Origin of the sequence: Sporosarcina sp. ANT_H38, assembly GCF_008369195.1 — a bacterium.
Lineage (GTDB): Bacteria > Bacillota > Bacilli > Bacillales_A > Planococcaceae > Sporosarcina.
Map to the genome: position 1 here is coordinate 501,350 of NZ_VOBC01000002.1, position 19,547 is coordinate 520,896.

General features: G+C 42.9%; 23 protein-coding genes. 7 read left to right on the forward strand and 16 right to left on the reverse strand.

Annotated elements, in window-relative coordinates; genetic code table 11:
* Positions 1-306: 306 nt before the first annotated feature.
* Together FQ087_RS14355 and FQ087_RS14360 are read right to left on the reverse strand one after the other, a co-directional pair.
* Positions 307-720: a VOC family protein gene (locus FQ087_RS14355; protein WP_149581270.1), complete on the reverse strand. Its 414-nt coding sequence runs from the start codon at positions 718-720 to the stop codon at positions 307-309.
* Between the two features lie 64 nt (positions 721-784).
* Positions 785-1,747 (reverse strand): 2-hydroxyacid dehydrogenase, encoded by a 963-nt coding sequence (locus FQ087_RS14360; protein ID WP_149581271.1) that lies wholly within the window; start codon positions 1,745-1,747, stop codon positions 785-787.
* Positions 1,748-2,052: 305 nt separating this feature from the next.
* Between FQ087_RS14360 and FQ087_RS14365 the strand changes: the two genes are divergently transcribed.
* The 5 genes from FQ087_RS14365 to FQ087_RS14385 all read left to right on the forward strand — a co-directional run bounded on the left by FQ087_RS14365 (position 2,053) and on the right by FQ087_RS14385 (position 7,541).
* Positions 2,053-3,669 (forward strand): ATP-binding protein, encoded by a 1,617-nt coding sequence (locus tag FQ087_RS14365; protein ID WP_483315858.1) that lies wholly within the window; start codon positions 2,053-2,055, stop codon positions 3,667-3,669.
* Positions 3,653-4,345 carry a response regulator gene (locus FQ087_RS14370; RefSeq protein ID WP_149581273.1) on the forward strand — a complete coding sequence of 231 codons (693 nt, stop codon included), beginning with the start codon at positions 3,653-3,655 and terminating at the stop codon, positions 4,343-4,345. Before FQ087_RS14365 ends, FQ087_RS14370 begins: the two co-directional genes overlap by 17 nt.
* Positions 4,346-4,483: 138 nt before the next feature.
* Entirely contained in the window at positions 4,484-5,491 is a 1,008-nt protein-coding gene (locus FQ087_RS14375) for a Bug family tripartite tricarboxylate transporter substrate binding protein (protein ID WP_149581485.1), read from the forward strand.
* A 55-nt stretch (positions 5,492-5,546) separates the two neighbouring features.
* Positions 5,547-5,996: a tripartite tricarboxylate transporter TctB family protein gene (locus FQ087_RS14380; RefSeq protein ID WP_149581274.1), complete on the forward strand. Its 450-nt coding sequence runs from the start codon at positions 5,547-5,549 to the stop codon at positions 5,994-5,996.
* An 18-nt stretch (positions 5,997-6,014) separates the two neighbouring features.
* A complete protein-coding gene (locus tag FQ087_RS14385) occupies positions 6,015-7,541 on the forward strand; it encodes a tripartite tricarboxylate transporter permease (RefSeq protein WP_149581275.1) in 1,527 nt (508 codons plus the stop codon).
* A gap of 155 nt (positions 7,542-7,696) precedes the next feature.
* Here FQ087_RS14385 and moaA read toward each other — a convergent pair whose 3' ends face one another.
* The 6 genes from moaA to FQ087_RS14415 are packed head-to-tail and all read right to left on the reverse strand — an operon-like array spanning position 7,697 to position 11,709.
* Entirely contained in the window at positions 7,697-8,707 is a 1,011-nt protein-coding gene (gene moaA / locus FQ087_RS14390; protein ID WP_149581276.1) for a GTP 3',8-cyclase MoaA, read from the reverse strand.
* Between the two features lie 4 nt (positions 8,708-8,711).
* Positions 8,712-9,284, reverse strand: coding sequence for a molybdenum cofactor guanylyltransferase (mobA, locus tag FQ087_RS14395; RefSeq protein WP_149581277.1), 573 nt, complete (start codon positions 9,282-9,284; stop codon positions 8,712-8,714).
* Positions 9,281-9,514 carry a molybdopterin converting factor subunit 1 gene (gene moaD / locus FQ087_RS14400; protein WP_149581278.1) on the reverse strand — a complete coding sequence of 78 codons (234 nt, stop codon included), beginning with the start codon at positions 9,512-9,514 and terminating at the stop codon, positions 9,281-9,283. Before moaD ends, mobA begins: the two co-directional genes overlap by 4 nt.
* Complete coding sequence (locus tag FQ087_RS14405; RefSeq protein ID WP_149581279.1) at positions 9,511-9,957, reverse strand: molybdenum cofactor biosynthesis protein MoaE; 447 nt, start codon at positions 9,955-9,957, stop codon at positions 9,511-9,513. Before FQ087_RS14405 ends, moaD begins: the two co-directional genes overlap by 4 nt.
* Positions 9,944-10,465 carry a molybdopterin-guanine dinucleotide biosynthesis protein B gene (mobB, locus tag FQ087_RS14410; RefSeq protein ID WP_149581280.1) on the reverse strand — a complete coding sequence of 174 codons (522 nt, stop codon included), beginning with the start codon at positions 10,463-10,465 and terminating at the stop codon, positions 9,944-9,946. The genes FQ087_RS14405 and mobB overlap by 14 nt, the downstream gene beginning before the upstream one ends.
* Positions 10,453-11,709 carry a molybdopterin molybdotransferase MoeA gene (locus tag FQ087_RS14415; RefSeq protein ID WP_149581281.1) on the reverse strand — a complete coding sequence of 419 codons (1,257 nt, stop codon included), beginning with the start codon at positions 11,707-11,709 and terminating at the stop codon, positions 10,453-10,455. The genes mobB and FQ087_RS14415 overlap by 13 nt, the downstream gene beginning before the upstream one ends.
* Positions 11,710-11,771: 62 nt before the next feature.
* Here FQ087_RS14415 and moaC point away from each other — a divergent pair, with 62 nt between their 5' ends.
* Entirely contained in the window at positions 11,772-12,263 is a 492-nt protein-coding gene (moaC, locus tag FQ087_RS14420; protein ID WP_149581282.1) for a cyclic pyranopterin monophosphate synthase MoaC, read from the forward strand.
* Positions 12,264-12,412: 149 nt separating this feature from the next.
* Here the strand turns inward: moaC and FQ087_RS14425 are convergent, their stop codons facing one another.
* The 8 genes from FQ087_RS14425 to modA all read right to left on the reverse strand — a co-directional run bounded on the left by FQ087_RS14425 (position 12,413) and on the right by modA (position 18,693).
* Positions 12,413-12,928 (reverse strand): MogA/MoaB family molybdenum cofactor biosynthesis protein, encoded by a 516-nt coding sequence (locus FQ087_RS14425; protein ID WP_188006761.1) that lies wholly within the window; start codon positions 12,926-12,928, stop codon positions 12,413-12,415.
* A gap of 15 nt (positions 12,929-12,943) precedes the next feature.
* Positions 12,944-13,963 (reverse strand): ThiF family adenylyltransferase, encoded by a 1,020-nt coding sequence (locus FQ087_RS14430; protein ID WP_149581283.1) that lies wholly within the window; start codon positions 13,961-13,963, stop codon positions 12,944-12,946.
* Between the two features lie 55 nt (positions 13,964-14,018).
* Positions 14,019-14,666, reverse strand: coding sequence for a response regulator (locus FQ087_RS14435; protein WP_149581284.1), 648 nt, complete (start codon positions 14,664-14,666; stop codon positions 14,019-14,021).
* Between the two features lie 13 nt (positions 14,667-14,679).
* Positions 14,680-15,717 carry a PAS domain-containing sensor histidine kinase gene (locus FQ087_RS14440; RefSeq protein WP_149581487.1) on the reverse strand — a complete coding sequence of 346 codons (1,038 nt, stop codon included), beginning with the start codon at positions 15,715-15,717 and terminating at the stop codon, positions 14,680-14,682.
* 5 nt (positions 15,718-15,722) lie between these two features.
* On the reverse strand, positions 15,723-16,187 hold the full coding sequence (locus tag FQ087_RS14445; RefSeq protein ID WP_149581285.1) for a GAF domain-containing protein: 465 nt from the start codon (positions 16,185-16,187) through the stop codon (positions 15,723-15,725).
* 391 nt (positions 16,188-16,578) lie between these two features.
* Positions 16,579-17,205: an ATP-binding cassette domain-containing protein gene (locus tag FQ087_RS14450; protein ID WP_149581286.1), complete on the reverse strand. Its 627-nt coding sequence runs from the start codon at positions 17,203-17,205 to the stop codon at positions 16,579-16,581.
* Positions 17,198-17,908 (reverse strand): molybdate ABC transporter permease subunit, encoded by a 711-nt coding sequence (gene modB, locus FQ087_RS14455; protein ID WP_149581287.1) that lies wholly within the window; start codon positions 17,906-17,908, stop codon positions 17,198-17,200. Before modB ends, FQ087_RS14450 begins: the two co-directional genes overlap by 8 nt.
* A gap of 17 nt (positions 17,909-17,925) precedes the next feature.
* Entirely contained in the window at positions 17,926-18,693 is a 768-nt protein-coding gene (modA, locus tag FQ087_RS14460) for a molybdate ABC transporter substrate-binding protein (RefSeq protein WP_149581288.1), read from the reverse strand.
* A 214-nt stretch (positions 18,694-18,907) separates the two neighbouring features.
* On the opposite strand from modA, the gene FQ087_RS14465 reads away from it, so the two are divergent.
* Entirely contained in the window at positions 18,908-19,438 is a 531-nt protein-coding gene (locus FQ087_RS14465) for a GNAT family N-acetyltransferase (protein WP_149581488.1), read from the forward strand.
* Positions 19,439-19,547 lie beyond the last annotated feature (109 nt).

The following is a 19,547-nucleotide window of genomic DNA, read 5'->3' on the forward strand; positions in this document are numbered from 1 at the left end:
TGGCGGCTTTTCTCTCGGTAAGAAGTCAGCTATTCTTTCGTCTCAAAAATCTTCAGCACTCTGTGTACTTAAGCATTTGGAGCGCGACGGATGAAAGACAACCATACGATTAACGAAAAAACTGTGTAGGGATGCGACTTTTTCGCATCCCTACACATCCAGATATCTCGCTAATCGTACTAGAAGTCATTCAACCTAAAGCGATCCCAATGCGCACCTATACAAGTGCGGTCAGGGTGGATTAAGTTATTTACTGTTTTTTTGGTTAATCAACAAACGTGTAATTTATAAATAGAAAAACGATACTTATCCTTTTTTCTCAAAGTTCAAGTCCCATGTAAAGCCAAATTTATCTATCACTTTCCCATATTTAGCACCCCAGAACATATCTTGTAATTCCATGAGCACTTTTCCTTCTTCGAGCAGGCGATCGTATAATCGTTCAATCTCTTCCTCACTTTCACAATCAATAAGTAGAGTAACACCATGTTTGTTGTTTTCAGATGGTTTGTCCGCGGAATCGGCAAGCATAATTTGAAAATCACCTTTTTTCAAATGGCAATGCAGGAGATAATCAGCTGCTTCAGGTGGATGCGGGAAATTTGCATCAGAGTATTTCTGTACGCCTACTCTTTCAAGCCCCGACAAGTTTGTGTAGAATTCAACTGCTTCCTTTCCATCCCCGTAAAACGTTAAATACGGAATAATAGCACCTTTCATGTTTGCTCCTCCTTTAATTGATCACTTAATTCGCGACTCTATATAGTTGTATTCAAATCCTTCATTAAAATACTTGATTTTCCGGATCGCGGCCCTCAAGTAGATCCGTAATCGCCTGTGCGTTCAAGTTCATCATCGCAAGGCGCGTCTTAATACTGGCACTACCAATATGCGGAAGTACCGTTACGTTCGGGAGGGTAAGAAGCAAATTATCGAGTGGAACCGGTTCTGTTTCAAATACATCGAGCCCTGCCGCCCAGATTTCCCCATCTTTCAATGCATCATATAAAGCTGATTCATCGACAATTCCGCCTCGCGCTACGTTAATAAGGACTGCTGTATTTTTCATAAGTTTCAGTTCCCGCGCTCCAATCATTCCTACTGTTTCAGGTGTATACGGTGTAAGTATAACAACGAAGTCAGCCTCTTTTAGTAGTGCTTCAAGTTCCATAAATTCAAAACCATGCTCCACCTCAGCCTCGGTTTTCCGATTACGATTGTGATACAGAACACGCATATCAAATCCTTTTGCTCGGCGTGCAACCGCCTCTCCGATCCGCCCCATGCCGATGATACCAATAGTCGCACCGCCAACGTCCATGCCCGTGAATCTCATCGGTGCCCACGATGTCCAATTCCCACTTCTAATAGCATCTTCTGCTGAAATCAATTGACGCGCTGTAGCGAGAAGAAGAGCGAACGCAAGATCCGCAGTCGTTTCATTCAAAACCCCCGGCGTATTCGTCACGATGACGCCATATTCCATCGCTGCTTCAAGGTCAACATTGTTGTAACCGACCGCCATATTCGCGACGATTTTAAGCTTAGTCCCTGCTTCAAACACCTCTCGATTTACACTATCCGCTAAAACGGTCCATAATGCATCGGCTTCCGCAACTTCTTTAATTAGAATATCTCGCGGTACGGAGACACTTTCCGAGTCCCACATTCGCACATCAAACTTCTCTAGAAGCGGTGCGACCGCCCGTTCATCTAGTTTTCTTGTAATGTAGATTCTTGGTTTCATACAGTTCTCCCCTTAACTACGATTGTAAATATTTTACCATTAATTCCAATAAGATGTTGCAGCGTGATTTCGAGTAAGCAATGGTTTCGACGAAGTTTGCAACGCTTTTAGTGAACTAAACACATCCCTCGCAATTAAACATTCTACAATCAATACCTAGTAAATCGGGAGTTTTAAGACCACTATTCTCAAAATTAACAATAGTGTAGCATGTAAAGAGAAGTATTTAAGCCTCTGCCAACTTCGAGCAGACCGCTAGCGCTTCTTTTAAATGTAGATTTGCATTCCCTGAAGATTGAGAGATGATCGCCATGAAACCAGTTTCTTTACAGTCACGTATATTTTTATATGGCGCCCTCTTTGTTTCCGTAGTAGCTATTATTATCGGCGTATCTTTCTACTTCACGATGTCTCAAGGTATTGAACAGCAGATCGGAGACCGTGCGCTAAGTATAGCCAAAACGACAGCAGACCGTCCCGACGTTCGTGCCGGATTTGAACAATCTAACCCCTCGGTAGCATTACAACCGATCGCCGAAGCGGTACGACTAAAAACCGGAGCCGAATATGTCGTTATCGGAAATAGTGAAGGTATTCGATATGCTCATCCTGTTCCTATACGGATCGGACAAAAAATGGTAGGTGATGATAATGAACGCGCACTTCTTCTAGGAGAATCCTATATTTCCGAGGCAACCGGGACACTAGGAGCCGCCCTGCGTGGGAAAACTCCAGTATTTAACGATTACGGTGAAATTATCGGCATTGTTTCTGTCGGATATTTGAAAGAGGATATTTCCACTGCATTTTTTCAATATGTTGATAATATTGCCTATGTCGTGCTTATCGCAATCATCATCGGAATAATTGGTTCAAGCATCCTAGCCCGCAATATAAAAAAAGAACTGTTTAATCTAGAACCTGCTGAAATCGCGAATTTATTCACCGAAAGAAATGCACTTATTGAATCTGTGCGCGAAGGAATCATTATGGTCGACTCCAAAGGGATGATTACCACAGTGAATGCGGCAGCTTATGAAGTGCTTTCCTTACCAAACCAGGCTGAACTAATCGGGAGAACGATTCAGGAAGTACTTCCGAACAGTCTCCTTCCAAAGGTACTTGAAACTGGAGAACGGCATCTCGATCGGTCGATGGAGATTCACGGTAAAAAGGTAATTGTGAATCGAATTCCAATTCATGTCAGTGAACAAATCGTCGGAGCGGTTTCAACTTTCCGACTACAATCGGATATTGACCAGCTTTCCATGGAATTATCACAAGTGAAACGATACACAGAAGCATTAAGGGCTCAAACCCATGAATACAATAACTTTTTATATACAATTTCAGGTCTCATTCAACTCAATTCATACGACGAAGCACTAAGCCTTATTCACGATGAGACTGCTGAGCATCAATCACTTATACAATTCGTAACAAAACGGTTGCAAGACCCATTCCTCGGAGGAATTGTCATCGGTTTCTTCAACCGAGCGAAAGAGTTGAAAATCAAATTCCTTCTCGATGAAGATAGTTTTTTAAGCAAACTTCCAAAACATTTAGATAAAAATCATTTTGTTTCAATCATAGGAAATTTAGTAACAAATGCTTTTGAGGCGGTCGAGTCGTATCCTGAAGAGAAACGGTTGGTCCGCATATTAATTTTGGATAACGGAGAAGAGATCCTAATTGAAGTGGAAGATTCCGGACACGGTATAGCTGATGAATTACTTGATGTATTATTCAAAGAGAAGGTGTCGACAAAAAATCAAGAGGACCGTGGATACGGGCTAATGAAAGTTGCAGAAAACGTAAATGACCTCGCGGGTTCCATTACGCTGGAAAAAGGCGATTTAGACGGTGCACTATTCATCATTTCTATCCCTAAAGGAGGGGTTTCGCATGACGAATTCAATTGAAGTTTTAATTATTGAGGATGATTTACGAATTGCCGACATCCACAAACGGTTCATTGAGAAAATAGACGGCTTCACTGTCGTTGGTTCGGCGCATACCGGTGATGAAGCGAAAGATTGGATTTCCGCATTGTTACCGGACCTTGTGCTGCTGGACGTATACTTGCCCGATGCGCTCGGCACAGAAATAATGGGTTTCATTCATGAAAACAGCCCAGAAACAGATATTATTTTCATAACAGCTGCAGCAGAAATTGAAATTGTGAAAAAGGCATTCCGCCATGGAGTTTTCGACTACATTTTAAAACCACTTACATTTGAGCGCTTCAGGGAAAGTCTTCTCTCCTATAAGGATAAAAGGGAAACACTAACAGGCCAAGGGTTCATGCAGGAAGATTCCATCAAATCCCTTTGGAATAATACACTATCAATAGCATCTAACTTGGATTTCACCCCACCAAAAGGGATCGATCCAATGACGAAAGAAAAAGTCGTCAGCCATATAAAAAAAATAGACGGTGGAGTTACTGCAGAAACACTCGGATTAGAAATTGGGGTAAGCCGTTCAACCGCAAGACGTTATTTGGAATATCTCGTCTCAGAAAAACATGCATATACAGAACTTCTATACGGTTCGGTCGGGCGACCGGAAAGAAGGTATTTCATAAAAAAACGGTGAACATTATGAACAAAATGACGTTTACTCCCATTATCAAACTTATAAACGATAACTTAAAATTCAATAAATTTTCTGATAGATTTATGACAGCGAATGAAAACGCTGTCATTTTTTTATTATAAGGGGGATTCAGTGAAGATGTGGAAAAAACTAACGACGGTTACCTTAGCAAGTTTATTGGCACTCAGTCTGGCAGCATGTTCTTCAGACGATGCCGAAAGCGCTTCCTCTAGTTACCCGAAGAATAACCTGACAATAGTTGCACCTTCTGGGGCAGGCGGGGGATGGGATTTAACTGCACGAGCAATTGCAAAAACAATGAATGACACGAAGTTGATTGATAAATCTATTCTAGTTGAAAACAAACCTGGTGGTGGAGGCGCAGTCTACATGGCCGAATTTGCAACAAAAGAAGTAAAAAATGATGACGTCCTTCTTGTTAAATCTCCACCAATCCTAATTAATAACAATAAAGCGGAAGGCAACAGTCCTTACGGCTATAAAGATACAAAGCCTTTGGCACAGTTAACACGTGACTACGGAGCGATTGTTGTTAAAGCAGATTCAGAGTATAAAACATTGAAAGAAGTCCTTGAAGCAATTAAAAAAGATCCAAAATCGGTTACGCTTGCAGGGGGATCTGCTCCTGGATCGATGGATCATCTTGTCGGTGTCCTACCCGCTTTCAAATATGGTATTGACCCAAAATTAGTGAAATATGTATCCTATGACGGGGGCGGAGAGGCAGTTGCAGCATTGCTTGGTGGGAATGCAGACGTTATCGCAACAGATGCGTCCGCTATCGGAGCCTATGTGAAGTCTGGGGATGTCCGTGTCCTTGCCGTTAGTTCATCGGAACGTCTTGGTGGTGAATTGGCGGAGGTTCCTACATTCCAAGAAGAAGGGATTGACGCGGAATTCACAATCTGGCGCGGTCTTTTCGGTCCTAAAGAAATGTCAGATACCGCTTTTGATTATTGGAACGATAAACTTGAAAAAATGGTAGAAACAGATGAGTGGAAAGCTGAATTAGAGAAAAACGGTTGGGAAAGCGAATACCGTAACTCTGAAGATTTCACTTCATATTTAGAAGATCAAGATAAAGTGATTGTTGAATTGCTAACAGCGCTTGGCATGCAAAAATAATAGTATTCTGGCGGCTTAAGCGGCCGCTTTTTCCTTTAAGGAGGTATCAAAAACAATGAGTAAAACGTTCGACCGCTATGCAAGTATCGCCTTTTTACTGATTGGTCTTATTGTTTTCATTGAAAGTCAAAAAATTCCAAGCAGTGCCTACGGATCATCAGTTGGGCCTGAAATTTTCCCCATGTGGCTCGGTATTATACTACTCATCCTAAGCTTGCGATTACTATACGAAACGTTTACATACAAATCTGAAACCGCTGACACGGGGAAACTTCAGTACAAAAAATTCTTAATTATCCTTGGCAGTGCAATTTTTTACGCCTTTGCACTCGAGAAGATTGGTTACATCATCTCGACGTTCATTTTCTTACTCATTGCATTCCAAACAATGGAACGCGGCCGATTGCTACCTTCAATTCTAATCGCAATTGGTTTCTCATTCGGAATCTATTATTTCTTTGTGGAATTTCTTGGCGGCTCATTGCCCGGATTCCCTGTATTTTAAGGCGAAAGGAGCCTAGCTATGGGTACATTACAATTTTTAGCGGATGGATTCGCAATCGCTTTTCAATGGCAAAACTTATTATTTGCGTTTGTTGGCGTCATAATCGGGACAGCTGTCGGCGTATTGCCTGGAATCGGACCGATGAGCGGGGTTGCCCTTCTCATCCCTGTTACAGCGACCATCACTTCAGGTATGCCAACAGAGGCAGCAGCTTCAAGTTCAATCATTTTACTAGCAGGTGTCTATTATGGTGCCATGTACGGAGGTTCTACAACGTCCATACTATTGAATACTCCTGGTGAATCGGCATCGGTAGTCACGACGCTTGATGGCTATCAGATGGCAAAACAAGGACGTGCTGGTGCAGCTTTGGCTATCTCGGCTATCGGCTCATTTTGTGCCGGAATTATTTCGTTAATTGGCCTTGTGCTATTAGCAGAACCTCTTTCCAACATCGCCATTAAATTCGGTCCAGCAGAATACTTCTCGTTAATGCTGTTAGGTTTAGCAGCAGTTAGCGGACTCGCTGGAAAATCGATGACGAAATCTCTGATGATGACCGTCTTCGGACTCATACTTGGAACAATTGGCATTGATGCCGTTTCAGGAATTGCCCGCTTTACATACAATCAGCCGATTCTCTTTTCTGGGTTGGAGTTTTTGACGATTGCAGTTGGGTTATTTGCATTAGGTGAAGTGTTTAAAACAATTTTGGAACGCGACGAAGAGGACGGGGCGATTGCAAAAATCAACCGAATCCTCCCCACCAAACAAGATATGAAAGATAGTGCAGTACCCATTGTACGTGGCTCCCTACTCGGATTTTTCATCGGGGTGCTGCCAGGTGCTGGTGCAACACTCGCATCTTTCTTCTCTTACATGACAGAGAAAAAGTTCAGCAAACATCCTGAAACTTTCGGTAAAGGAAACATCGCTGGAGTAGCAGGTCCGGAATCGGCAAATAATGCAGCTTCTGGCGGCGCTATGATCCCTTTACTCACATTAGGAATCCCTGGATCTGGTACAACCGCCATTTTAATGGGCGCACTTATAATGTATAATATTCAGCCAGGTCCTCTACTCTTTGACGAACACCCGGATATTGCATGGGGGCTTATCGCTAGTATGTTTATCGGAAACTTGATGCTATTAGTGCTGAATATGCCACTCGTTCGAGTGTTTGCGAAAATCATTCAAACCCCTAAGAAATATTTATTGCCGATTATTGTTGCCATTTCATTTTTCGGGGTATATGCAGTTCAATATACGACGTTCGATTTATACTTACTGCTCGGATGCGGCGTGGTTGGCTATTTATTATCGAAAAACGATTTCCCGGTAGCCCCATTAGTATTGGCACTTGTATTGGGTCCAATGATTGAGAACAACATGCGACGGGCATTAACCATTTCAAACGGTGAATTTAGTATCTTTTACACAAAGCCGCTTTCGCTTGTTTTCATTATTGTAGCTGTAGCATGGCTTGTTATCCCAATGTTATTGAAACTAAAAGGACGCTCGGTCATTGTGGAAGAAGAAAGCTAATAGAGAATTATACAAATCAAAAGCGGATTACCTGGAGTCAAGGTAATCCGCTTTTCGGTTTTTAGAACGATGATCAACAGTTTCGTTGAACTAAACAACATCCTCGCAAAACACCGCTTTCCGTCACAAAAAGCGCTGCCGCAGCAACGCCTCCCTCATCCGCCTATATAACTCATACCAATCTTCTTTCGATTCTTTGCCGTTTGTTCAGTTCTCTCATCCGAATAACGGTCTACGCGACGTTCCCATACGCCTGCAATTGCATCAAATAATTCTGCATCCGTCATGCCATCGCGGATCAATTTTCGCAAGTCGAACCCTCCCGATGCGAATAAACAGGTATACAACTTTCCATCTGATGATAGTCTTGACCGCGTGCATGTCGAGCAGAAGGACTCCGAAACGGACGTGATGAATCCGATTTGCGCTCCGTTATCCAAGTAGCGATAGCGTTTTGCGACTTCACCATAGTAGTCCTCTTCTGTCGGTTCAATATCATGTACCGAACAAATCAAATCATAAATTTCTTTTTTCGTGACAACCTTCTCAAAACTCCAACCATTATCGTTACCAACATCCATGAATTCAATGAACCTTAGCGTGATACCGCGCTCTTTGAAATAAGCCACCATTGGAAGTATTTCTCCCTCATTGACATCTTTTTGAACAACCATATTCACTTTGATTTCAAAGCCGATTTTTTGCGCATAATCTATAGCAGAAAGGACCAGTTCCGGTTTGATCCCCCGGCCATTCAATTCACCAAAAATAGCAGGATCAAGTGCATCAAGGCTTATGTTCAAACGACGAAGACCCGCGTCATAAAGCGGTTGTGCGTTTTGCTTTAGCAACACACCGTTCGTCGTCAACCCAATATCTTCAATCCCCTCAATCTTTATCAATTTTCCAACTAACTTAGGCAGATCACGACGCATAAGCGGCTCGCCGCCCGTCAATCGAAGCTTCTTCACACCTAATGATGCAAAAATTTTAGCAAAGCGTTCAATTTCTTCAAATGACAACAGGTCATTTTTCGGAAGAAATGCATAATCATCTCCAAAGACTTCCTTTGGCATACAGTAAGCACATCTAAAGTTACATCGATCCGTTACCGATATCCGGAGATCTCGAATCGGACGTCCAAGCTTATCAACGATCGCTTCCAAAACGTCATTCCCCCTCCAAGTCTTCGGGTGTATTCACGTTCATGAACATCCGGTTTTCATCGTCAGTCAGGTTATTTCCAGTGATCCACACCGCCTCTTGAGATGAGAGTAATTTCATTACACTTAGTTGGTCGTTTATTAGAGCTTCCTTGACTGCACTCTTCAAATGCCCGTCCCAAATCGACACGAGCGGATGATATCTTCCATCAGAAATAACTCCGGTAACACCCTTTTCATGGTGCACCAATAACTTCGTCATAGCCTGGCTGTTGACATGTGGCATATCGCATGGCAATACTGCATAGCGGTCGGCTTCCACGGATTCCATCACAGACAGGATCCCTGCAAGCGGACCGAGTCCTGCATATATAGCCAAATCGGTCATAGTCTTCAAGCAGCTAGGAAAATGCTCCATGTATTCTGGCCGTGTCACGATAATCACCTCATCACAACAGACAGACAATGCACCCACCGCAAGTTCATAAAAGTGCTGATCCCCGAGCTTAGCAAGTGCTTTTGGGAAACCGAACCGCCTAGACACTCCGCCCGCTAAAACAATTCCGACTGTCTTCGTCATCCGCCACTCACTGGTGGAATAAATGCACAAATATCTCCTGAATGAACAAAATCCTCTTTTAAGGCATATTCCTCATTCACTGCAACATGCACGGTTTCTTTGCCAAAACCTGGATACGTAGTTTCTGCCCAATCCAGCAGTTCGCGAACAGTCATCGATTGCTGATCAATCGTCTCGTCTGACTTACCTGTCAGTTCACGTAACCTTGCAAAATAATTCACCTTAATCATTTCATTTCAGGCCCCTTTTCAGGATACTTTTTCTGTCCGCCAATCCACTCTTCGCCGTCCTCCCAGATTTCCTTTTTCCAGATAGGTACGACTTCCTTAATGCGTTCAATGGCATATTCATTCGCTTCATAAGCGGCTTTTCGATGCGGCGATGAAACCGCAATCACTACGGCGATATCTGAGATATGCATTTCACCAATTCGGTGGGCAATCGCCACTTTCACGCCTGGCCATTTCATTTCCATTTCTGCACCGATTTCCGCTAACTTCTTTTCAGCCATTGGAACGTAAGCCTCATATGCCAAATATAATGTGCGGACTCCGCGCGTCCATTCCCGCACATGTCCAGTGAAAACTGTGACCGCACCTGCACCCGCGTGGAGGACGTAATCCGTATATTTCTGCGGTTCAATTGGTGTTTCAATAATTTCAAACTGTTTCATCGCCATCCTCCTTTTCGACCCAGTCAAACAGCCAAGAATCCAACTGACCAACATCAACCCTAGATTCAATATGTGAGACGCTAGTTGCTATTTCCGGGCACCCGATAATGAGTTGAATGCCTTCCAAATCGCTCAGCGATCCCCAATCCTCTGTGTCTCTTAGGAGGACCACTTTCTTCCCCTGCTCTTTCTTATAGCCTTCTATGAATAATATATCCGGCTTGGCTATTGCAGCCAGTTCTTTCAGTCCAGTGAAATCCGGTTCATCATGCAACAATAATTGAACTGTGCCTCCACCCGCAACGACCGAAACGGCTGCGCCGCTATCAAAAAACTGCATCGTATCCGTCGTGGAATTCGGCATAGTCGGCTGTCCACCGTGTCCATGATGCTTCAGAACAGCAATCGAATAACCCTTACCTTTCAGTAAACGCACCCATCTTGCAATAAGTGTCGTTTTGCCACTATTTTTGAACCCGACGATATGCAGCGTTTTCAAAGTATCCATTTACCAACGCTTTGCTCTGAGCCGAGTAACAATATATCAACATCAGTTCCAGCCGAGTAATCGCGGGTCCCGCTTGGTAGGACAATCAGGCAATTTCCCCGCGCTATCGAAGAAACTGCATTTGATTTATTAAAACCTGCGGGCACTGCAATGATTCCCTCCGGCGACAATTCCCAAAATCCGCGGATGAAACGTGTGAAGGGATTCGGTTTGTCGAAGTCCTCACCAAGCTTCGCTTGTATATGCGGAATATACGGTGATATAGCGCTTTGCATTCCTAAAATTGCCGGTCTAACAAACAATTCAAATCCCGTGAAACAGGCAGAAGGATTACCAGATAATCCGAATAACAGCTTATCGCCAACCACAGCTACAGTCGTTACACTTCCAGGGCGCATCGCAACTTTGTTGAATAAAATCTTGGCACCTAGCCGCTCATATATCTTAGGCAGATAATCATAATCACCTACAGAAACGCCGCCTGTCGTAATCAGTAAGTCCGTTTCAGCGAGCGCATTTTTCACAGTCTGCGTACACGCATCGAGATCGTCTTCCTGCATGCCATATGAAATGTAGCCAATTCCCATTCGAGTTAATTGGGCTGCAATCATCGGACCATTCGAGTTGCGTATTTTTCCAGGCGCAAGATCCTCTGATACTTGAAGAAGTTCCGTACCCGTCGAAAGAATGCCTGCAATTGGTCGTTTTGCTACTTTGACTTCTGCATAACCAAATGTCGCAAGCAGCGCAATTGTACCAGGATGAATGAACGCTCCCGCTTCAATCAGGCGTTCACCTTCTTTTACATCTTCACCTTTAAAGGAAATGTTTTCGCCATGGACGAATGGTTTACGCAACGTGAAACTGTCTTGTCCTTCTGTCGTCTGCTCCAGCATGACAACCGCGTTTGCGTTAATTGGAATTGGTGCACCTGTCATGATTCGATACGCTTCTCCATGATCAATCCCACGGTCCGCTACATGTCCTGCACCTATTCCCCCAATTACAGTGAACGGAATGCGGTTATCGCCTGATGCACCAGCAGTATCATCCGCACGGACTGCGAATCCATCGTATGGTGACCTGTCGAATGGCGGTACATCATTTTTCGCAATAATCGGTTCGGCAAGAATTCTGCCATATGTATGTTCAAGGGAAATCGTTTCCATCTCTGTTACATGGACGTACTCCATGACAAGGCGGACAGCTTCCGACACTTGAATAGGCTTTCTCATTTCCACCATATTGATTTCCCTCCTTCTGCTATACTCAAATTAAGTATGTATGTACGAAAGGAATGAATCCATTGTCAGAACTCACACATTTCAACGAACAGGGCCGTGCGAAAATGGTCGATGTTTCCGATAAAGCAGAAACAGTCCGAACAGCTATCGCCAAGTCGTCCATAATCGTCAATGAACTAATCCATTCACAAATTACAGAAGGTACAAACAAGAAAGGTGATGTATTCGCAGTTGCTCAAGTCGCTGCTATTATGGCAGCAAAAAGTACATCATCCATCATCCCCATGTGCCATCCGATTCCACTGACAGGCGTTAATATTCGGTTCGACTGGAACATCGATGAAGCAACGGCTCATTATGAAGTATTAATTGAAGCGGAAGTGAAAACGAAAGGCGTGACCGGTGTTGAAATGGAAGCACTCACTGCCGCTTCCGCTGCTGCACTCACGATTTACGATATGTGCAAAGCAGCCGGTAAAGAAATGGTTATTGGACCTACAATGCTGTTGCTAAAAACCGGTGGGAAAAATGGCGACTACAACCGCCAAACGTAAAATGGATGCATGACCAGCATTTGCTGGTCTCTACCTTCTTATTTGTATATAAAATTACAAAATCTCCAATCGCAGATAAGTTATCCCTTTGAGCTATCACGTTTAGACTTCAGCGCTTTTCGAGGCTGAACAGGCGCTTACGCTTTTGTTTAGTCATCCAAGTGTTTCGTTAGCTCATGTACAATATGATGAACCTCAGGTAGGACCAACTTATTCATCGCAAGTTCAACTGCCTTCACAGATCCTGGAAGTGCAAAAAAAACTTTCTCCTTCACTACACCAGCCGCCGCTCGACTTAACAGCGCCTTCGAACCTACATCTTCTGTATAACTAAGGTATCGGAACAATTCACCAAATCCATCAATCGTTTTCGTGAAAAAAGGTGTCACGGTTTCAATCGTAACGTCACGGAAACCAATGCCCGTACCGCCTGTTGATATAATTGCATGCACTTTCGGATTCCGTAACCATTTTTCTACAATCAATTCAATCTCTAGCGCATCGTCCTTGCAAATCCACGACTCAAAGACATGATGACCCGCCGACTCAAGCTTTTCCCGGATTGTCCAACCACTACGGTCATTCGACGTATTACGCGTATCACTTGTCGTCAACACGCAAAAAACGAGTTTCTTCTCTTTATCTGATTCGTTCAAGTGCGACAACCCGATTCCTCCTGTTTACCCAAAAAGTTGGTGGTACAATTTACGACCTATTTTCATATCCTTCAATCCATGAACCAATAAGCGGCCATTACCGAATACAATACAGCGATAACCTTCCGCAGTGAATTCCACGAAAAATGGTGTCACTTTATAAGGCTCCCCGGAATTTTTGGCGACTTTTTCTCCATCTTCAATCGTCAAAAAACGGCTTGCAGATGGAATGATTTGCACGATATCCCGACCACATAACACTGCGTATCCGGCACCCTCTGTCCTGTGCAGCGCAGGGTATGTCGGAGTTTCCCCGCATGTCTTACATACTTCGTTACGCATCCGAGAAATCCCTGCCTCTGCATGCGTGTTGTTCCAAGCATCGAAATGCAATACCTTTTTACGCAACATATCCTTATTCCCTGTTAACCATTTTAATGCTTCCGCACTTTGATACGCTGCTGCAATTTGAACCGCAGGCGCAATAATTCCTGACGTATCGCAAGTTTCATTGACAGATGGCAAAACCGGCAGTAAGCAACGGAAACAAGCTGACTCGCCCGGTACAAATGGAAACATTGTCCCCGAACTTCCTACACATGCTCCATAGATCCATGGGATATTCTTTTTCCACGCGATATCATTTATCAGTAAACGCGTTTCAAAATTATCTGTCGCATCCATAATAAGATCAGCATTCTCCGTAATCAGCTCGATAATCGGCCCGTCTACATGATCAAGTACAGTTACGATCTCAATGTTCTCTCGAATCATCTTCAACCGAGCTTCGGCGGCAACCACTTTTGGCACACCCTCCCGCGCGTCTTGTTCGGTGAAAAGCTGTTGTCTTTGCAAATTTGAAGGTTCAACGTAGTCCCGATCTGCAATGGTTAATTTCCCCACACCTGCCCGAACAAGTGTCTCTGAAACCGCCGACCCAAGTGCGCCACATCCGATAATGACAACATGTGCAGAACCTAACTTATCCTGCCCTACCTGTCCAATCTGTTTGAACAACGTTTGTCTTGAATAACGGTTTTCCACATTTCCGCCCCTTTTCGAGGGTAGCCTCCACTGTCATCGTACAGAGATTCCCATGTTAAAAATTCAAAAACTTTTTCCTCAATGCATACTCAACCAATTGTGGCCTGCCTTTCAATTGAAGCTTTTCCATGATTTTTGATTTATGTGCCTCAACCGTCTTAACAGAAATATATAGTTTTTCTGCGATTTCCTTATTGCCATACCCCTTTGCGACAAGTGGAAGAACTTCAATTTCACGTTTCGATAATATTTTGAAAGGGTCCGTTTCTACACCCTCCAAATCCTTTGTGAGGAATTCGCCTACGAGAGCAGTCGCCATTGATGGATGAATATATGTCCCACCTTCGTAAACAATACGAATTGCCGCGAGCAATTCCTCATCCGGTGAATTTTTCAACACATAGCCCGATGCTCCGTTCTTCAAAACATGAAATAAATACTCCTCATCATCATGCATCGTCAAAATCAGGACTTTTGTTTCCGGAAAATCTTCGCTTATTTTCCCTGTCGCAATAAGACCACTTTCTCCTGGAGGCATGCTTAAATCCATAAGCAATAGATCCGGACGAAGCTTAGCAACCAAGTCATACGCTTCAAGACCATCAGCAGCTGTCCCAATAACCTCCATATCGTGTTGGAAGTTTAGAATATGCATGAATCCGCTGCGCACGACTGCATGATCATCCGCAATAATAATTTTCAACCGTATTACCCCCTTATAATGGTATTTCCAAACTTACGATTGTCCCTTTTCCAGGTTCAGAAAGGATTGTTGTTTGCCCATCCACAAGCTCAGCCCGTTCTCTCATCCCATACAGACCAAGACCTGTACCTTTTGGATGAATTGCGTTCAAATTAAATCCGGCTCCTTTGTCAATGACGTGTAACTTTAAATAGCCATCATCTTCAAAAAGTCTGACGGCTAGATCGTCAGTGCCAGCGTATTTCAGTGCATTAAACACTGCTTCCTGACAAATTCGGTAAACGACCGTTTCAATTTCACCTTCGTACCTTTTGGAATCCAACTCCGCTGTAAAGTAAACAGAAAATCCATAGTTTTTTTCAATCCATTTGAAATGCGTTCTAAATGCAGCTTCCATCCCTAGATCATCAAGTGTTGCAGGTCTAAGTTCAACCGATAGATGACGGATATCGTCTAACAGCCGCATAAGTGCACCTTCCATTTGCAACACTTTTTTCAATACTTCCTCATCAATATTCATATACTTCAATACTCGAAGTTCAACTAGTGAACTGAGCATTTCCTGGGCTACCCCATCATGCAATTCCCTTGAAATTCGTTTCCGTTCATCTTCCTGAGCTTTGATGATATTTTTCGTAATCATTTTCTGATTGAGCATTTCCTGTGTTTTATATTGTTTCGTCAAATCACGGAGCATGAATACACGGATCCCGTTTTCCGCGTCAATCGTTTGATAACTAGCCGTGTAAGGAATAACGCCTTTGCCCCTAGTGTCCATGTACACTTGGAACGAGCTAAAATCTTCATCCGGACTCTTCAGATAGCATGATATGCATGTTTGGAGTTCTTGTTCGTTGGTATATCCTTTACAGGACATGCATATTGCTTCTTTATCGCCTACCGCCATCCTGTCGAGAACTTCCGCATTCAAAATGAGTTCGGCAGCGCTATTCATTGTAAGGACTTTTCCCATACGGTCAAAAAAGAAAATAGCCTCTGCAGAATTGTCATACATTTTCATCAACAGATTCGTCAATTGAAATTCACTCATACTCTTCAATTTCCAACCATCTCCTTATTGTAAAACGGACCAAACTTCGGACCAATCACCTGTTGAAATCCTATAAAATCTTCTTGCGTCAGCTTATTTTCAGTGCGGTAACCCACAAGTAGTACACCTTTGACACAATTATATTTATAAAGAGGTATCGCACAAAAACTTTTCAACCCTTCTGCAACTACGATCGGATAATTATAAAGATCTTTTCTTCCAAGTGTCTTTTCAGCATCTTCTACAAGGAACGGTTTACCCGTCTTGAATACACGCCCCACAACACCTTTACCAGTCTTTAAAACAATTCTTCGATAACGGTTACTTCGATTTCCTGTAGCGAATTCCCATTTCATCTCGAAACGGAGCTCTACCGACTGGACAAGTGCTAATCCCACAAAGTCAAAGTCGAAATCGTCCCGCAGACGTTCAATTTCCTGTTGATAATCAAAAATCATCTGTCCACTCATCAGTTTTACTCCTTATATAGAAAAAGGTGATTCACCCTTTTCTAGCAATAAATTCGAACTGTTCTATATATAAAGAATATAGATTCCTAAAGCATAATTCAACGGCATAGCCCTCTCCCTTTTGGATTGATAAATGATCAATTACAAAAAGTAGAGTCTTGTGCATACATACTGCTAATTGTACGTTCAGTTTAAGAGTCTTCCTAGTAGGGATTTGCCTATTAAACACAGGGAATATCCTGAAGAACAAAAGTAAACATGCGACCTAAGTCCACCATATCCACACGGCCAGATTCTAGACGCGGAATCTTTCCGTTGAAAACTATCTTGAGTCGATAATTCACTAGTTTTTCAAGCAATAAAAACAACCGCTTTATCTTCCCAAAATGGACTAGATAAAACGGCCTTTTTCAATTAAATATATATGTGTTGCAACCTTTTCCGCTTCTGCCCAATTGTGAGTCACCATGATAATGGGGATATTTAAATCGTATTGGATTTCCGTGATAACCGTAAGCGCGTCATGACGTGCTTTATCGTCCAGTGCAGATAGGGGTTCATCAAGAAGAAGAATATCAGGCTTCGTCGCAAGCGCACGTGCAATGGCAGTTCGCTGTTTTTCCCCACCAGACATTTCATGGGGATAAGCATTTCGCAAATGACGAATGCCGAATTTATCGAGAAGCATAAGTGCTTGTTCAGTTTTTCTCGGTGATTTCATCCCATACTGAACATTTTTTTCTGTCGTCATATGAGGGAATAGCGCGTAGTCCTGCATAACATATCCAACACTTCGTTTTTCGGTTGGACACGGCTTTTGAGTGGATGAAAAGTAAGTGTTTTCCCCCATTCGAATATGGCCTAAGTTTGGATGAGCAAGACCTGCAATCATATCTAGACACGTCGTCTTTCCCGAACCTGATGGCCCAAATAAGACGCTCACTTCCCCCTTAGCCGTTTTAATGGCCACGTCAATTTTAAAATCCGGCAAGTTTTTAATGAGATGTGCGTCAAACATTACGAGAAGCCCCCCCTTTCCTTTTCACAGTGAAACGTCTTAAACTCTGGTTCGACCACCAGCTGAGCCAGAGAATCGTGGAGAATCCAAGCGCAACGATGATAATCACCCAAAATGTTGCTGTTTTCATATCACCAGCTTCAACCGCAAAATAGATGGCCATTGGAATGGTATCTGTTCGGCCAGGAATATATCCTGCAATCATCAGTGTCGCTCCAAACTCGCCGAGTGCACGGGCGAATGTAAGGACGAAGCCCGCGAGTAGACCCGGCCAGGCTAGCGGTAATGTGACTGTGCGGAAGACGCGCCATTTTGAAGCACCTAACGTATGAGCTGCGGATTCCAATTTTCCATCGACTTGTTTGAATGCAGCTGACGCACTTTGATACATGAGCGGAAAGGCGACTACGGTCGAAGCAATAACGGCTCCAATCCAAGAGAATACGATTTGAAGATGCGCGTAATCATATAACCATTTCCCAAGTAGCTGATCTTTGCCAAACAAAATTAGCAGTCCGAATCCGACGACGGTGGGTGGTAATACAAGTGGCAACAGGAATAACGCTTCAATGATCGTCTTACCAAAGAAACTTTTCCGCGAGAATATGCGTGCGAGGAACGTGCCAGTGAGAAAGACAATGATTGTCGCAATGGACGCAACTTTGATAGAGAGCATAAGCGGCCCGTAACTGATTTCCCCCATTGGCTTTGTTCCTCCTTTTAGTTTATAAATCCGTGAGCAGTTAGTATTTCTTGAGCTTCTGATGTTTTCATATAATCAAGAAAAGCACGGGCTGCTTGCGGGTGTTCTGTTGCAGTTATGATTGCTCCGGGATAGATGGCTGGAGAGTGCAGTGAGGGATCAATTTCAAGGATTACCTCGACTTTATCAGATGACTTAGCATCGCTTGTGAAAACAATGCCCATTTCGGTGTTACCAGTTTCAACAAATGTTAATACTTGCCGTACGTCTTTTCCAAAGATAAATTTCGTTTCGAGTGTTTCCCATTGACCTAGTTTTGTGAGAGCCTCTTTTGCATAGATACCCGCAGGAACAGTGTCTGGATTACCGATTGCAAAATGATCCATTTTAGACCCAAATGGATTCTCTGCGCCCATTAACGAGTGGTCACCATTTTTTTTGCCAATGACAACCAATGTATTTCCGGTAATGTTTACACGTGAATCCGATTCTATTTTGTTTTCTTTTTCCAGCTTGTCCATGTCTGAACTACTCGCAGAAATGAACATATCGACGGGTGCACCGCCTTTGATTTGCTGCGCAAGTTTACCTGATGAGCCGAACGTGAACGTAATTTCAGTTTCTTTATTGACCTTTTCAAATCTAGTTGCAATTTCAGTTAGTGCTGGTGTCATACTTGAGGCTGCTGCCACTAGTATCTCTGTTTTAGTATCCGCATCAGAATTGGTGCACGATGCTAGAATGAGGGAAAGCAGGATGGTAATAGCCAATGAGAGCCGCTTCATTTATTCGAGACCCCTTTTCCTCTATCATAACGGACATTTCTGAATCATTCCACGGAAAAAAAACACCCTATGTGGTGTTTCAACATGTTAGCAGTCCGACATTGTAGAATAATTTTTCTAGATGAACTCTTCCAACAAGTAGACTCAATTGTTCCACTTGATGTAATATTATTTATTGATATTCATTCAAACTAGAAAGTGGCTGAGTAATGTGATGGAATTTCGTTTAATAGATGGCAACGAAGTAATAATAAAAGAGGCAACTAAAGAAGACGCCCAACATATGATTGATTTCTATAATGTCGTGGGTGGGGAAACAGATTTTCTTTCATTCGGAAAAGACGAATTTAATCATGAAGTGGAGGCATATAAAGAGTTTTTAGAATCTACACGACTGGAACAGAACTCCGTTATTTTACTGGCAATCATAGATGATAAAATAATAAGTATCGCATCTATTAATTCTAGCCAAAAAATTAGAATTAAGCATGTAGGAACGTTAGGTATTGTTATTAGTGAACAGTTTACTGGACAAGGATTAGGCCGAAGAATGATGGAACAACTAATCCAATGGGCAACTTCAAATGGAGTCACTAACAAAATTAGTCTTGTAACTAGAGCAGATAATAGTGCAGCCATTGAATTATATGAAAAACTTGGATTTGAAAAAGAAGGCCAAATTTTAAAAGATACGTTAATTGATGGTGTTTATTACAACACACTTGTAATGGGATTACTTTTATAGGCAAAATAATGAGACTCCCGTTGTTTTGAAACTGTTTTTTAATACGTTCATCTCGTTATGACCGGCATGGAACTTGTTATGCTCGCCATGAGCGTACTTATGACCGCCA